This window comes from Halioglobus sp. HI00S01, assembly GCF_001635445.1.
Taxonomy (GTDB): domain Bacteria; phylum Pseudomonadota; class Gammaproteobacteria; order Pseudomonadales; family Halieaceae; genus Halioglobus; species Halioglobus japonicus.
This window is the reverse complement of record NZ_LWEE01000025.1, coordinates 281,441-296,160: the sequence shown is the minus strand read 5'-3', so window position 1 is coordinate 296,160 and position 14,720 is coordinate 281,441. Positions and strand designations below refer to the sequence as shown.

Below are 14,720 nucleotides of genomic sequence, written 5' to 3'. Positions count from 1 at the left end.
AGGAAGCCGGCCCAGTGCCGGCTTCTTTGTCTATAGCCTATGTTACGCAGCGACTTCCATTTCGAGCTCCCCGATGAGCTGATAGCCCAGTACCCGCTTCCGGAGCGCAGTGCCAGCCGGCTGCTGTGTCTTGACGGTGCTTCTGGCGCTATTGATCACCGCCATTTCAGCCAGTTGCCCAGCCTGCTGCGGGAAGGTGACCTGCTGGTGTTTAACGACACCCGGGTGATTCCGGCCCGGCTTTGGGGCCAGAAGGAAACCGGCGGCAAGCTTGAGATTCTGGTGGAACGCCTGACGGGCACACACACGGCACTGGCGCATATTCGCAGCAGCAAGTCACCCAAGCCGGGCACGCGAATTTTGCTGACCCCTGAGCAGGGCGCCGAGCCCTGCGGCCTTGAGCTGACCGTGACCGGTCGCGATGACGCCTTATTCCTGCTGTCCAGTGAAGGCGGGCCTGCGCTCTCACAGATGATGCGCGAGGTGGGGCATATGCCGCTGCCGCCGTATATTGAGCGCAGTGACGAGGCTGCTGACCATGAGCGCTATCAGACGGTGTTCGCCGCCAGGGAAGGCGCTGTGGCAGCGCCCACCGCTGGCCTGCACTTTACTGATGCCTTGTTGAGTGAAGTAGCCACCATGGGGGTGCAGCGCTGTACTGTCACCCTGCATGTGGGGGCGGGCACTTTCCAGCCTGTGCGGGCCGACAATATTGAAGACCATAAGATGCACTCGGAGTACATTGAGGTCGATGAAGCCGCCTGCGCCGCCGTACGCGAGACCCGTGCCCGGGGCGGAAGAGTGATAGCCGTTGGCACCACCGCAGTGCGCTCCCTGGAATCCGCGAGCCAGGGGGGAGAGATCGCTCCCTTTACGGGCGACACAGACATCTTCATTTACCCGGGGTATCGTTTCCGCAGTGTCGATGCCATGGTCACCAATTTCCACCTGCCGGAATCCACGCTGCTCATGCTGGTCAGCGCCTTTGCTGGACGTGAGCCTATAATGGCGGCCTATGCCGCCGCCGTGGCTGAGCGCTACCGGTTCTTCAGTTATGGGGATGCCATGTTTATTACCCCCGCCAATGCACAGGAATCAGCATGACCAGAGAGTGTCGAATGCAGTTCGAACGGCTCGGTGACGACGGCAATGCCCGTCGCGGCCGGCTTACCTTCCCCCGGGGTACGATTGAAACGCCCGCATTTATGCCCGTGGGCACCTACGGTACGGTCAAGGGCATGTTGCCCCGCGACATCAAAGAGATTGGCGCGGAAATCATTCTCGGCAACACCTTCCACCTTTGGCTGCGCCCGGGTACCGACATTATCGAGCAGCACGGCGATTTGCATGATTTCATGGGCTGGGATGGCCCCATCCTCACCGACTCCGGCGGCTTCCAGGTGTTCAGCCTGGGAGATATGCGCAAAATTTCGGAAGACGGCGTGAAGTTTCAGTCACCTGTCGATGGTTCCAGGGTGTTTCTCGACCCGGAAAAGTCCATGGAGATTCAGCGCAAGCTCGGCTCCGACATTGTCATGATTTTCGATGAGTGCACGCCGTATCCAGCCACTGTCGACGAGGCCCGTGATTCCATGGAACTGTCACTGCGGTGGGCAAAGCGCAGTAAGCAGGCACACGGCGATAGCAGCGCTGCACTGTTTGGCATTGTCCAGGGCGGTATGTATCCCGAGTTACGCCAGGAGTCGCTCGACGGCCTCACAGACATCGGCTTCGATGGCTATGCCATTGGTGGCCTCTCGGTGGGCGAACCCAAGGACGAGATGATGCACGTGCTGGAGGCGATGCAGCCCATTATCCCCGCCGACAAGCCCCGCTATCTTATGGGTGTGGGTACTCCGGCAGACCTGCTGGAGGGCGTGCGCCGCGGTGTCGACATGTTCGATTGCGTGATGCCCACCCGCAACGCCCGCAACGGCAACCTGTTTACCTCCCGCGGGCAGCTCAAGTTGCGCAACGCGCGACACAAAACCAGCACGCTGCCTATTGACGAAGACTGCAATTGTTACACCTGTCAGAACTTCAGCCGCGGCTACCTGCACCATCTCGACAAGTGCAATGAGATCCTCGGCTCACAGCTCAATACCATTCACAACCTGCACTACTACCAGCAGCATATGCAGGGTATACGAGCGGCCATTGAGGATCAGAACCTCGATGACTTTGCCGCCAATTACTACGAAGCTCAGGCCCGGGGCGTCTAGATGTACAAACTCGGCTTTTACGTCCCCGAGACACACCTTGAGCATGTGAAAGCAGCGGCCTTTGCCGCAGGTGCAGGCCGCATCGGCGATTACGACCAGTGCTGCTGGCAGGTGGCAGGGCAGGGGCAGTTCCGGCCGTCAGCGGCAGCCACTCCGTTCATCGGCAAGCCGGGTGAACTTGAGTTGGTAGACGAATATCGCGTTGAAATGGTGTGTGCTGATGACTGCGTTCGCGCCGTTGTAGACGCCATGATTGCTGCCCACCCCTATGAAGAGCCAGCCTGGGATCTGCTGCAAATGGCGGAATTACCCGAGTGAGTGACGCCGCTGCTATCTTCGCGCGACTGCAAGCGCAGCTTCCCTTGGATGGACAGGCCTGGGATCCAGATCCTGGGCGGCGACCAGAGGCTGCGGTACTGGTGCCATTGACCGACGAAGCCGAGCCGCGAGTGTTACTGGGCCGGCGCGGCCGCCACTTGAAGACCCACCCTGGCGAAGTAGCTTTTCCCGGTGGCAAGCGCGAGCCGAGCGACGCTTCTCCCTGGGTGACGGCGTTGCGAGAAGCCGAAGAAGAGGTGGGTATTCGCGAGGCGCAGGTGACACCTCTGGGTGAACTTGCGCCGATGATTACGCGTACCGATTTTGAAGTCCACCCCTGTGTAGCCCGGGTGCCCTGTGGACTAGAGCTGGTGGTCGATACCCGCGAGTTCGATTCCGTATTTTACCAGCCGCTGGCTGTGTTCGCCGATGCATCGCGCCTACAAACGCTGAAGTTCGAGATGCCCGGCAAAACTTACTTTACCCCGCAATACCAGATAGACGGGGATAACATCTGGGGTGTGACCGCCGCTATTCTCGGCCAACTGGCCAGTGTGGCCTACGGGGTGCCGCTTGAAATGCGCAGAGGATGGAGTATCCAAGCATGAAATATCGTCTCGGCGACAAAGAAGTTCAGTTAATGGGCGAGGGGCATTTTATTGCGCCCAACGCTGCAGTGATTGGTGATGTAACGCTGCACGACAGTGCCAGTGTCTGGTTCAGCTGCGTGCTGCGCGGTGACGCCGACCGCATCGAGGTGGGCGCGCGCAGTAATATCCAGGACGGTACAGTCATTCACGCTGACCCTGGCTTCCCTGCCGTCATTGGTGAGGACGTCACTGTGGGGCACAACGCCATGATTCACGGCTGTACGATTGGCGATGGCACGCTGGTGGGCATTAATGCGGTGGTACTTAACGGCGCCAAAATCGGTATGGGCTGCCTGATTGGGGCGAATGCCCTGGTCACAGAAGGTACCGAGATTCCCGACGGCTCGATGGTGCTCGGTTCCCCGGCCAAGGTCGTGCGTCAATTGGACGAGGCCACCCAGGCCATGTTGCGCGGCAATGCCGAGCACTACGCGAGCAATGCCCAGCGCTTCAACGCATCGCTGGAGGAGCAGGCGTGAGCCAGCAAGAGCCGCAGTCGCCCTGTATCGCCGTCTGTGCGCTGGATGAAAACGATGTATGTATCGGCTGCTACCGCACCGCAGACGAGATCACCGATTGGTTTATGCTCGATGCCGAAGCCAAGCGTGAAATCGTCAAGAAAGCCAATGAGCGCCGTGACGAGCAGTCTGGCGGTGTGCGCCTGCTCTAGCTGTCTTCGACCTTGGCAGGTGCACTGGCGCAGGCTCTGACCGCCTGCACCACATTGTCTTCCAGTTCGAGAATTTCGAACTGGTAGTTGCCCACCGATAGTCCGGCGTTGGCGTCCGGAAAGCCTTCCAGGTATTCAAGCACCAGCCCCGACAGGGTCTTCGGGCCGTCTGTGGGCAGTGTCCATTCCAGAGCCTTATTGATATCGCGAATACTGGCGTTACCGGCGATGATATAGCTGCCATCACGCTGCGGGAAAATGGTGGCATCTTCCTCGGACCGGTTGGAGGTAAATTCGCCGACAATCTCCTCGAGAATATCTTCCAGAGCCACCAGCCCTATCACCTCTCCGTACTCATCCACCACCACGCCCAGGCGATGCTTTTTCTGCTGGAAATTAAGCAGCTGGGTGTGCAGTGGCGTGCTCTCCGGCACGAAGTAGGGCTTTTCTATTTCACGTTCCAGCGCGCGCCGGTCAAGGCCCTGCATGTCGATAACGCGGCTGATGTTGCGCATGTGCAGCATGCCGACGATGTCGTTAATGTCCTTGCGCCAAACGGGCAGGCGGGTGTGGGAGCTGTTCTGGATGCAACGCAGAATATCCTCGTCGCTGTCGTCCAGGTCGATACCGTAGACGTCGTTACGCGGCACCATGATGTCATCCACGCTGACTTCCTCGAGGTCGAGAATGTTCAGCAGCATGCCGCGGTGACGCGCGGGAATCAGCTGGCCGGCATCGGTCACAATGGTGCGTAATTCATCGGACGAGAGGTTCTCATCGTGCTGCTTGCTGGGGTCAAAGCCGAGCAGGCGCAGTAGTCCGTTGGTGAACCAGTTCACCAGCGCCACCAGCGGATAAAACAGTTTCAGTAGCGGCAGCAGAATCACGCTGGCAGGAAACGCCACTTTCTCAGGGTGCAGTGCGGCGATGGTCTTGGGTGTGATCTCGGCAAAGATCAGAATCACCAGCGTGAGCGCCAGGGTGGCGATAAAGATGCCGGCGTCGCCCCATAAACGAATCGCAATCACCGTGGCAATTGCCGAGGCGAAAATATTCACCAGGTTGTTGCCGATCAGGATCAGGCCAATCAACCGGTCCGGGCGGTCGAGGAGTTTAGCAGCGCGGGTGGCGCCGCGGTGCTTATTCTTCTGCAGATGCTTCAGGCGGTAACGGTTCAGCGACATCATGCCGGTCTCTGAACTGGAGAAAAAACCCGAGAGGAGAATCAGTGCAGCGAGTATCGAGAAAAGGATACCCAGCGGTGCTTCGTTCAAGGTGGGGGTGAACCTGTGTAATTACTGAGAGCGTATCTTGGAGAAAAAGCAGGGGCGGCGCAAGACTGTCTCAGCCCCGTTGCAACACCAACTCCAGCACCAGCTTGGAGCCAAAGAAGGCCAGCATCAGCATGACAAATCCAGCGAGCGTAAACTTCACTGCTGTCTGCGCGCGCCAGCCCAGCTGATGGTGGCCCCACAGCAGGGCGGTGAACAGTACCCAGGCGACGATGGTCAGGGTGGTCTTGTGGACCAGCGATTGGGCGAACAAATCATCCACAAACAGGAAGCCCGACACGATAGCCGCGCTTAGCAACACCACGCCCACAAACAGAAGTTCGAACAGCATGGTTTCCATGAGCTGCAGGGGTGGCAGCAGCTGGATGATGCCGCGGGTATGGCGGTGGCGCAGNTGGTAGTCCTGAATGGCAACCAGGCCCGCCTGGGCAGCCGCCAGGGTGAAGATGGCATAGGCGAGAATGGAGCTGCTGATATGAAACAGCATGCCGCCGGAGAGTTCTGCTGTGTCGGCACTGGTTTCTGGCGCGAACGTGGAGACGAGCACTGACATCGCCGACAGCGGAAACAGAAACACCAACAGGCTCTGCAGTGGGCGGCGTAACATCAACAGCGCACAGGCAACATTGATCACCAGGAAAATCAGCGCTGATATTTTATAAAAGCCCAAGGTGACACCGGTCTGGCTGTGAATGCTGTCCCAGGCGACCAGTGCGTGCGAAACCACGGCGACCACGCCCAGCGTGACTACCGCGCGGCTGAGGCCTTCGCGCCGCTGAAAAACATGCATAAGATGCAGGCCCGTGGCGGCCAGGTACAACAGTGCGGCAAACAGGGCGATAGCAGTGATGGGCATCAGTTTGGGGGTTAGGCCGAGGTGACGTATACTTCGCTCCTTTGTACCGAAGTGTCCCGCCAGAATCAATAGCGGTCAGGCACTTGCAGTAACTCCGTTGGATTGAAGAGTACCCCTATGTTCCAGAGCCTCAGCGATCGCCTGTCAAACAGCCTGCGCACGATTACCGGCAAGGCCACCCTGTCCGAAGACAACATCCAGGACACCCTGCGTGAAGTGCGCATGGCCTTGCTTGAGGCCGACGTTGCCTTGCCCGTGGTCAAGGGCTTCGTGGATTCCGTGAAGCAGCGCGCCCTCGGCCAGGAGGTCATGAAGAGTCTGAGCCCTGGACAGGCCTTCCTGAAAATTGTCCAGGCGGAACTCGAAACCGTCATGGGCACCGCCAACGAGTCGCTTAACTTGGCGACGCAGCCCCCCGCGGTAATCCTCATGGCCGGCCTGCAGGGTGCAGGTAAGACCACCTCCGCAGCCAAGCTGGCCAAGCACCTGGCGGAGCGCGAAAAGAAAAAGGTCACCGTGGTGTCCGCCGACGTGTATCGCCCGGCGGCGATCAAACAGCTGGAAACACTTGCAGCTGAGGTTGGCGCTGATTTCTTCCCGTCTGACACGTCCCAGAAGCCGGTGGATATTGCCAACGCGGCTATCAGCCACGCCAAGAAGAATTTTTCCGATGTACTTATTGTCGATACCGCAGGACGCCTCGCGGTTGACCAGGAGATGATGGAAGAAATCTCCCAACTACACAAAGCGGTTAACCCCATTGAAACCCTGTTCGTGGTTGATGCCATGACCGGCCAGGACGCCGCCAATACTGCCAAGGCGTTTGGCGAGACGCTGCCACTTACCGGCGTGATCCTCACGAAGGTCGATGCTGATACCCGTGGCGGTGCCGCGCTGTCCGTGCGCTCTATCACGGGTAAACCCATCAAGTTCCTCGGTGTCGGTGAGAAGACCACGGCGCTGGACCCGTTCCACCCGGATCGCCTGGCCTCGCGCATTCTCGGCATGGGCGACATGATGTCGCTGATCGAAGAGGCGGAGCAGAAGGTCGACAAGGAAAAGGCCGCCAAGCTGGCGCGCAAGGTCAAGAAGGGCCAGAAGTTCGACCTGGAAGATTTCCGCGATCAGCTGCAGCAAATGAACAATATGGGCGGCATCACCGGCATGTTGGACAAACTGCCCGGTATGGGCAACATGGCCCAGATGGCTCAGCAGAATCTGGATATGAAGCAGTTTGCCCGCATGGAAGCCATGATTAACTCCATGACCCCGGGAGAGCGCCGCAAGCCCGAGAGCATTCAGGGCTCGCGCAAGAAACGCATCTGCAAGGGTTCCGGCACCCAGGTGCAGGACCTGAACCGACTGCTCAAGCAGCACAAGCAGATGCAGAAAATGATGAAGAAAATGAAGGGCGGCGGCATGCAGAAAATGATGCGCGGCCTCGGCGGCATGATGGGCGGCCCCGGCGGCGGTATGCCCCCCGGTATGGGCGGCGGAATGCCTCCTGGTGGCATGCCTCCCTTCAAATAAGGGCTGAGGTCGTCATCCCGGCGCAGGCCGGGATCCATTGACCTAGTCGCCAGGAATCATCTTGGTTATTTGCAGCGGACCGGCGCGCCTGGCAGACGCGCATTGTTGAGCTGATATATGGCGGATAATTCCCTGGTTTCCCGCCTTCGCGGGAATGACGGTAAGCTCCGGAAATAACTACAAAAATTCCTTTCAAAGGGGGTTTCATTCCCCCCGTGTTTTCCGTATGATACGCCACCTTTCCGGCCCGTGTGCCGGGTTTTGTCGTGGGCGAGCCATCCCAAGCGGGAGATTTCGCCTTAAAAATCAAGGAATTGAGATCACATGGTAACTATTCGTCTTGCACGTGGCGGCTCCAAAAAGCGCCCCTTCTACCACCTGACAGTGACCGACAGCCGCAATGCGCGCAATGGCCGCTTCATTGAGCGCGTTGGTTTCTTCAACCCCGTAGCCCGTGGCCAGGAAGAGCGCCTGCGCGTTGACTCCGATCGCATCGCATACTGGCAGGGCCAGGGTGCGCAGCTGTCTGAGCGCGTAGCAAAGCTGGTTAAGGAAGCTGCTGTAGCGGCCTAATCCCCGCTGACCGGCCTTTATGAGTGAGTCCGGTGCCAACCCGCTGACTGCCGGTAAAATTACTGGCCCGTACGGCATTAAGGGGTGGGTCAAAGTGCACTCATTTACCGATCCTGAAGAAAACCTCTTTCGGTTCGGTGCCTGGCAGCTCCAGCGACGCGGCTCACTGGAAACGGTTGAGTTCGATGAGTGGAAGCGCCATGGCAAGGGCATGATTGCCCATATCGCGGGGGTGGATGACCGTACCCTGGCGGAGTCCTTCAAGGGGCTGAACATTGTGGTGGAGGCGAATAGCCTCCCCAGCCTGGAAGAGGGCGATTACTACTGGCACCAGTTGCAAGGTTTGCAAGCCTGGGGTCGGGAGCCCGAATCAGAAGGCGATCGCGTGCTGTTGGGCACTGTCGATTACATGATCGAAACCGGCGCCAATGACGTGCTGGTGATCAAGGCAAGCGACGGCAGCATCGATGACAGGGAACGACTGGTTCCCTACCTGCCCGGCGATGTGGTCACCCGGGTAAGCCTGGAAGAGGGCGTTATCGAGGTCGATTGGTACCTCGAGGAATAGGCGGCAACATGCATATTGCACTGGTCAGCCTGTTCCCGGAAATGTTTGAAGCTGTCACGGACCATGGTGTCACGGGCAGAGCGGTAAAGCAGGGGCTGGTGACTATCAGCCACAGCAATCCGCGGGACTTCACCACCGACAAGCATCGCACGGTGGACGACAGGCCCTACGGCGGTGGCCCGGGCATGTTGATGAAGATAGATCCCCTGCAGCAGGCGATAGCCGCAGCAAGGGAGGCGGCGGGAGCAGACGCTAGAGTGATCTACCTTTCGCCTCAGGGTAAGCGCCTGGACCACGGCAAGTCAGTGGCACTCTCACAGGAGCAAGCGCTGATCCTGGTTGCCGGCCGCTATGAAGGTGTCGATGAACGCCTGATCGAAGCGGAAGTGGATGAAGAAATATCCATTGGCGACTACGTTTTAAGCGGCGGCGAACTGGCTGCCATGGTGGTTATCGACTCGGTAACGCGCCATTTGCCCGGAGTGTTGGGGCACGAGCTGTCGGCTCAGGAAGATTCCTACGCCGATGGCCTGTTGGACTGCCCACACTACACCCGGCCCGAGGAGTACCAGGGTAAGCCGGTACCGGAAGTATTGCTCAGCGGCAATCACGAGTGGATTCGCCGCTGGCGCCTGAAGCAGGCACTGGGAAGAACGTACGAGCGTCGCCCGGACTTGCTGGAGGGCAGGGCCAACACGGCCGAAGAAGACGAATTGTTGGCGGAGTATCTCCGCGAACGCGAGTGAAATTTTAAAACCGCTAGCTGTGAAGCTACGATTGTTAATCAACAGGAGCGCGCCATGAGCACCAACAAGATCATTTCTCAGCTTGAAGCTGAACAGATGGAGAAAGAGCTGCCTGAATTTGCCCCGGGTGATACCGTGGTTGTTCAGGTAAAAGTAAAAGAAGGCAACCGCGAGCGTCTGCAGGCGTTCGAAGGCGTTGTTATCGCTAAGCGCAACCGCGCGCTGAACTCTGCCTTCACTGTACGCAAAATCTCCCACGGTGTTGGCGTAGAGCGTACTTTCCAGACTTACAGCCCCCTCGTAGACAGCATCACTGTCAAGCGTCGCGGCGACGTACGTCAGGCCAAGCTGTACTACCTGCGTGAGCTGTCTGGTAAGGCTGCCCGCATCAAGGAGAAGCTGTCCTAAGCTTCTGCCTTTAGCAGTATCCGAAAGCGGCCCTAGTGGCCGCTTTTTTTTGCCTTTAGTTCGGGGTTAGAAGCTTCTTCACCTGGCGGCCAAGAGAGCTTTTGCCCTTCCAAGACCACTGCGAGCCCATCCATGGGGCGATTCGGCGTACCGGATCGCCGGCCGCGCCACCCAGCCTCCCGACGATATCGAAAGGGCAAAAGCTCTCTCGGCCTTGGGGCTGTATGTGTACCGGTACCTGGGGTGTTTCTATTCTAGAGAGGCTTTTCGCCTAGGGTGTGGCGTGTATGGCGAAATAGAGGGCGGGAACGGAGTTTATCTCTCGAAATCGTCGGGAGCCATGGATGGCCTTGCAGCGGTTTCGAGAGATAAACTCCGTTCCAGCCGGGCTAGCCGGAACAAACCCAATCACATCGAATCATGTTACCGTTACCGCATGTCAGAAGCCCTGCTAGAACACCCAGAAATCGAACGCTACATCGACGCCATGTGGATGGAGAAGGGCCTCAGTGACAACACCCTGAGCTCCTACCGCCGCGACCTGCGCCAATTCAATGAATGGCTTGCCAAAAACAAAGGTAGCACAGTGGTTCGCGCCGACCGCGCTGAACTGCAGGCCTACCTCGGAGCGCGCCTGGAGCAGGGGCAGTCACAGCGCTCCACCGCGAGGTTTATGTCCTGTGCCAGGGGCTTTTATAAGTACCTGATCAGGGAAAGTCGGATACAGGCCGATCCTACCCTGGATGTCGACAGCCCCAAGCTCGGGCGCCCATTGCCCAAGTCCATCTCTGAAGCCCAGGTCGACAAGCTGCTTGAGGCACCCGATCTCGACGATCCGCTGGAATTCCGCGATCGCACCATGCTCGAGCTGTTGTATGCCTGCGGCCTCAGGGTGACAGAGCTGACCAGCCTGCAGGTGACCCAGGTGAGCCTCAACCAGGGGGTGGTGCGGGTGTTCGGCAAGGGCAGTAAGGAGCGGCTGGTGCCTATGGGTGAGGAGGCGCTCAGCTGGTTGCAACGCTATATGGCCGGTCCGCGGGGTGAAATGCTCAAGGGAATCCCCTCCGATGTTGTGTTTCCCAGTAAAAGAGGGCGGCAGATGACTCGCCAGACCTTCTGGTATCGTATTAAAATCTACGCCCAGCGCGCCGGTATTCGCCAGGCACTGTCTCCCCACACCCTGCGCCACGCATTCGCGACCCACCTCCTGAATCACGGAGCGGATCTGCGGGTCGTGCAAATGTTGCTGGGGCACAGCGACCTGACGACCACCCAGATATACACCCATGTGGCGAAGCAGCGGATGCAGGAACTGCATGCCGAGCACCATCCACGGGGTTGAGGAACTTATTGCGCTACTGATGCTCAAAAAGCTGAGAACTGTGCGCCGGCCAGGGGAGACCGGGGCGAAATTAGTGAGGAAACAAGATGTTTAATCGACTGTACCAGGCCGCTGTGGCTACCCTGATCATTGCCGTGGCTCCTATGGTCAATGCCGGCGCGCCGGTGGACAAAGAAACTTTTGAGCGCATTAGTGCCGCCATGAACAGCCCCGCCATGGGCCTGTCGGTGAGCACTGTGAGCACCAGCGATATCCAGGGCATGTACGAAGTACAGTTTGATAACGGTCCCATGGTTTACGCCACCGCTGACGGCAAGCATTTCCTGGTGGGTGACCTGTTTCAGGTCGATAACGGCCAGTTTGTAAACCTCACCGAGCAGCGCCGCGATGGCGAGCGCCTGGCCAAGATGGAGGCCTTGGACGAGGCCGACATGATTGTATTTGCGCCTGAAGGTGAGGTGAAAGGCGAGATCACTGTATTCACCGATACCACCTGTTTCTACTGCCAGAAGCTGCACAATGAAGTGCCGGAGCTGAACAAACACGGCGTACAGGTGCGTTACCTGGCCTTCCCACGTGGCGGCACCGACTCAGCGGGCTATCGCCAGCTGGTAGGCGCCTGGTGTGCAGAGAACCCGCAGCAGACTCTCACCGCGCTGAAAAACAAGGAGCCGGTACCGGTTAAGCAGTGCGATTCCAACCCCGTTGATGAGCAGTACCAGCTCGGCCAGCAGCTCGGTGTGCGTGGCACCCCTGCGATTATTACCGACACTGGCCAGATGATTCCCGGCTACCAGGATGCTGACAAGATTCTTGCGACACTTGGTGTAGAGTAATTTTCTCTAAACCCGCGCGCCATTGCGTGCGGGTTTTTCCCTTTTTCGTGGGTGTTTTTGGTAGTCCCCCGCGTTGACATCCCCCCCCTTAAACCGTACTGTTTCTGACCCCTTTCCTGTCAGTTCTCCAGCCCTTTGCTGGGCTGTCATAACCGAAGTAAGAGTTAGAAATCGTGGACGAACAATTCCGGCGCATTTCACGCCTACCCCCCTATGTGTTCAACATTATTGGTGAGTTGAAGCAGCAGGCGCGAGCGGCGGGCGAGGATATCATCGATTTCGGCATGGGCAACCCCGATCAGCCGACCCCGGAGCATATCGTCGACAAGCTGGTGGAGACCGCCCAGCGCGGCGATACCCATCGCTATTCGCAGTCCAAGGGTATTCCAAGGTTGCGCAAAGCGATTTGCGATTGGTACCAGCGCCGCTACGACGTCATGCTCGACCCCGAAACTGAAGCCATTGTCACCCTGGGCTCCAAAGAAGGCCTGGCACACCTGGCGCTGGCCACCACTGGCCCCGGCGACGCGATTCTGGTGCCCAATCCCTCGTACCCGATTCACCCCTATGGTTTTGTGATCTCCGGTGCGGATATCCGCCACGTGCCCATGGGCATGAACGAAGAAGACTTCTTCGATGAACTGGAAAAGGCGATTCACAACAGCTGGCCACGGCCCAAGATGCTGGTGCTCAACTTCCCCTCCAACCCCACGGCCTATTGCGTGGAGCTGGAGTTTTTCGAGCGCGTGGTGGCCATTGCCAAGGAACACAATATATGGGTGGTACAGGATCTGGCTTACGCCGACCTGTGCTACGACGGCTATGAAGCGCCGTCGATTCTGCAGGTAGAAGGCGCCATGGATATCGCCGTGGAGTTTTACAGCATGTCCAAGAGCTACAACATGCCGGGTTGGCGTGTGGGCTTCTGTTGCGGCAACAAAACCCTGGTGGGTGCGTTGGCGCGGATGAAGTCGTACCTTGATTACGGCATGTTCACACCGATTCAGGTGGCGGCCATCGCGGCCCTGGAAGGTGACCAGACCTGCGTGGGTGAAATCAACGCCATGTACAAGTCGCGCCGCGACGTGCTGTGTGAAGGCCTGAACGCCGCTGGTTGGGCGGTCACGCCGCCGCGGGCCACCATGTTCGTGTGGGCGAAAATTCCCGAGTGTTACAGCGACTACGACTCCATCGAGTTCAGTAAAAAGCTGCTGCAAGAAGCCAAAGTGGCGGTCTCGCCCGGCGTGGGATTCGGCGAGTATGGCGAGGGCTACGTGCGGTTCGGTCTGATCGAAAACGAACACCGTACGCGTCAGGCGATTCGCAATATCAAACGTATGTTTAAAAATGACGGTTTCGCCTGAGGCGAGCCGCAGCGCTGGAGATAGCAACAGTATGAGCAAGCCAGTAAAGGTCGGAATTTGCGGCCTGGGCACCGTGGGAAGCGGCACGTTTAACGTCCTCACTCGTAACGCGCAGGCCATTAATGCCCGCGCCCAAGGCGAGTTGGAGATTACCGTGGTGGGTGCGCGTCGCGATAACCCGGCCTGTGATCTCGGGGATACACGTGTTACCCGAGATATTTTCGAGGTGGCTCGCGACGCGGAAGTCGATGTGCTGGTCGAACTGATTGGCGGTACGACGGTAGCTCGTGACCTGGTGACTGAAGCGCTTACGAACGGCAAGCATGTTGTGACTGCCAACAAGGCGCTCATTGCTGAATTCGGTAACGAGTTGTTTGCGCTGGCCGAACAGAACAATGTGGTGATTCGCTACGAAGCCGCCGTGGCCGGCGGTATCCCTATTATCAAGGCGTTGCGCGAAGGCCTGGCCGGCAACCGGATTGAATGGCTGGCGGGCATTATCAACGGCACCGGCAACTTTATCCTCAGCGAGATGCGCGAGAAGGGCCGTGATTTCGCCGATGTGCTGGCCGAGGCGCAGGCACTGGGTTACGCGGAGGCCGATCCCACATTTGATGTGGAAGGTATTGATGCCGCTCACAAACTGGTGATTCTCGCATCGCTGGCGTTCGGCATGCCGCTGCAGTTCTCCTCAGTGTATGCCGAGGGCATTACCCGTCTTACCACGCAGGATGTGGAGTACGCTGAAGAGCTCGGCTATCGGATCAAGCACCTGGGTGTTGCCAAGCAAAGTGATGAAGGCGTGGAACTGCGTGTTCATCCCACATTGATTCCGGAGTCGCGCCTGCTCGCCAACGTCAACGGTGTGAAGAATGCTGTGCTCGTAGAAGGTGATGCGGTGGGTCCAACGTTGTACTACGGCGCTGGCGCCGGGGCAGAGCCCACGGCATCAGCAGTAGTGGCAGATATCGTCGATCTTGCGCGTGAGTTGAGTGCGGGTCAGCAGTGCCGCGTACCCGCCCTGGGCTTTGCAACCGATACCTTGCAGGATCTGCCTATCGTACCCATGGAGCGTGTCAGCACCGCGTGGTACCTGCGTATGGAGGCCGAAGACAAGCCCGGCGTACTCTCGCAGATCGCCAGCATATTCAGTGACCAGGGCATTAGCATCGAGGCGTTGATTCAGAAAGCGCCGGCCGGGGGTGAAACCCGCGTACCGCTCATCCTGCTCACTAACAAGGCCGTGCAGGGCAATGTCGATAGAGCGGTAGCATCCATAGAAGGTCTGGATACAATTTCAGGAGAAGTCATGCGCATTCGTGTCGAAGCGCTGGACGGTTGAGGA

At 58.5% G+C, this 14,720-nt stretch carries 17 protein-coding genes; 15 read left to right on the top strand and 2 right to left on the bottom strand.

All coding sequences use genetic code 11. The features are described from left to right. Positions 1-39 precede the first annotated feature (39 nt). From queA to A3709_RS06350, 6 genes are read left to right on the top strand one after another with little or no spacing between them, the layout of a single operon-like run. The gene (queA, locus tag A3709_RS06375; protein WP_066051735.1) at positions 40-1,104 is read left to right on the top strand and encodes a tRNA preQ1(34) S-adenosylmethionine ribosyltransferase-isomerase QueA; all 1,065 of its coding nucleotides are present in this window, start codon (positions 40-42) and stop codon (positions 1,102-1,104) included. Continuing rightward, positions 1,101-2,222, top strand: a complete 1,122-nt coding sequence (gene tgt / locus A3709_RS06370; protein WP_156507583.1) for a tRNA guanosine(34) transglycosylase Tgt — start codon at positions 1,101-1,103, stop codon at positions 2,220-2,222. The genes queA and tgt overlap by 4 nt, the downstream gene beginning before the upstream one ends. Continuing rightward, the gene (locus A3709_RS06365; RefSeq protein ID WP_066051729.1) at positions 2,223-2,540 is read left to right on the top strand and encodes an NGG1p interacting factor NIF3; all 318 of its coding nucleotides are present in this window, start codon (positions 2,223-2,225) and stop codon (positions 2,538-2,540) included. Beyond that, positions 2,537-3,148: a CoA pyrophosphatase gene (locus A3709_RS06360; protein ID WP_197484088.1), complete on the top strand. Its 612-nt coding sequence runs from the start codon at positions 2,537-2,539 to the stop codon at positions 3,146-3,148. Before A3709_RS06365 ends, A3709_RS06360 begins: the two co-directional genes overlap by 4 nt. Further along, positions 3,145-3,669, top strand: a complete 525-nt coding sequence (locus A3709_RS06355) for a gamma carbonic anhydrase family protein (RefSeq protein ID WP_066051726.1) — start codon at positions 3,145-3,147, stop codon at positions 3,667-3,669. The genes A3709_RS06360 and A3709_RS06355 overlap by 4 nt, the downstream gene beginning before the upstream one ends. Then, positions 3,666-3,860: a DUF1289 domain-containing protein gene (locus tag A3709_RS06350; RefSeq protein ID WP_066051722.1), complete on the top strand. Its 195-nt coding sequence runs from the start codon at positions 3,666-3,668 to the stop codon at positions 3,858-3,860. Before A3709_RS06355 ends, A3709_RS06350 begins: the two co-directional genes overlap by 4 nt. On the opposite strand, the gene A3709_RS06345 is transcribed toward A3709_RS06350, so the two are convergent. Both A3709_RS06345 and A3709_RS06340 read right to left on the bottom strand, forming a co-directional pair. Continuing rightward, on the bottom strand, positions 3,857-5,134 hold the full coding sequence (locus A3709_RS06345; RefSeq protein ID WP_066051719.1) for an HlyC/CorC family transporter: 1,278 nt from the start codon (positions 5,132-5,134) through the stop codon (positions 3,857-3,859). The genes A3709_RS06350 and A3709_RS06345 overlap by 4 nt on opposite strands. 70 nt (positions 5,135-5,204) lie before the next feature. Beyond that, positions 5,205-6,008, bottom strand: a complete 804-nt coding sequence (locus A3709_RS06340; RefSeq protein WP_066051950.1) for an inner membrane protein YpjD — start codon at positions 6,006-6,008, stop codon at positions 5,205-5,207. Positions 6,009-6,125: 117 nt separating this feature from the next. On the opposite strand from A3709_RS06340, the gene ffh reads away from it, so the two are divergent. The 9 genes from ffh to A3709_RS06295 all read left to right on the top strand — a co-directional run bounded on the left by ffh (position 6,126) and on the right by A3709_RS06295 (position 14,717). Beyond that, the gene (gene ffh / locus A3709_RS06335) at positions 6,126-7,538 is read left to right on the top strand and encodes a signal recognition particle protein (RefSeq protein WP_066051716.1); all 1,413 of its coding nucleotides are present in this window, start codon (positions 6,126-6,128) and stop codon (positions 7,536-7,538) included. Positions 7,539-7,862: 324 nt separating this feature from the next. Further along, positions 7,863-8,111, top strand: a complete 249-nt coding sequence (rpsP, locus tag A3709_RS06330; RefSeq protein WP_066051713.1) for a 30S ribosomal protein S16 — start codon at positions 7,863-7,865, stop codon at positions 8,109-8,111. A gap of 19 nt (positions 8,112-8,130) precedes the next feature. Further along, positions 8,131-8,679, top strand: coding sequence for a ribosome maturation factor RimM (gene rimM, locus A3709_RS06325; protein ID WP_066051710.1), 549 nt, complete (start codon positions 8,131-8,133; stop codon positions 8,677-8,679). Positions 8,680-8,687: 8 nt separating this feature from the next. After that, positions 8,688-9,425 (top strand): tRNA (guanosine(37)-N1)-methyltransferase TrmD, encoded by a 738-nt coding sequence (gene trmD, locus A3709_RS06320; protein WP_066051708.1) that lies wholly within the window; start codon positions 8,688-8,690, stop codon positions 9,423-9,425. Between the two features lie 54 nt (positions 9,426-9,479). Then, positions 9,480-9,833, top strand: coding sequence for a 50S ribosomal protein L19 (gene rplS / locus A3709_RS06315; RefSeq protein WP_066051704.1), 354 nt, complete (start codon positions 9,480-9,482; stop codon positions 9,831-9,833). Between the two features lie 436 nt (positions 9,834-10,269). Then, positions 10,270-11,175, top strand: coding sequence for a site-specific tyrosine recombinase XerD (gene xerD, locus A3709_RS06310; protein WP_066051947.1), 906 nt, complete (start codon positions 10,270-10,272; stop codon positions 11,173-11,175). 86 nt (positions 11,176-11,261) lie between these two features. Continuing rightward, positions 11,262-12,011, top strand: a complete 750-nt coding sequence (locus A3709_RS06305; protein ID WP_066051701.1) for a DsbC family protein — start codon at positions 11,262-11,264, stop codon at positions 12,009-12,011. A gap of 173 nt (positions 12,012-12,184) precedes the next feature. Then, the gene (gene alaC, locus A3709_RS06300) at positions 12,185-13,375 is read left to right on the top strand and encodes an alanine transaminase (RefSeq protein ID WP_066051698.1); all 1,191 of its coding nucleotides are present in this window, start codon (positions 12,185-12,187) and stop codon (positions 13,373-13,375) included. 31 nt (positions 13,376-13,406) lie between these two features. Further along, on the top strand, positions 13,407-14,717 hold the full coding sequence (locus A3709_RS06295; protein ID WP_066051693.1) for a homoserine dehydrogenase: 1,311 nt from the start codon (positions 13,407-13,409) through the stop codon (positions 14,715-14,717). The last annotated feature ends 3 nt before the right edge of the window (positions 14,718-14,720 follow it).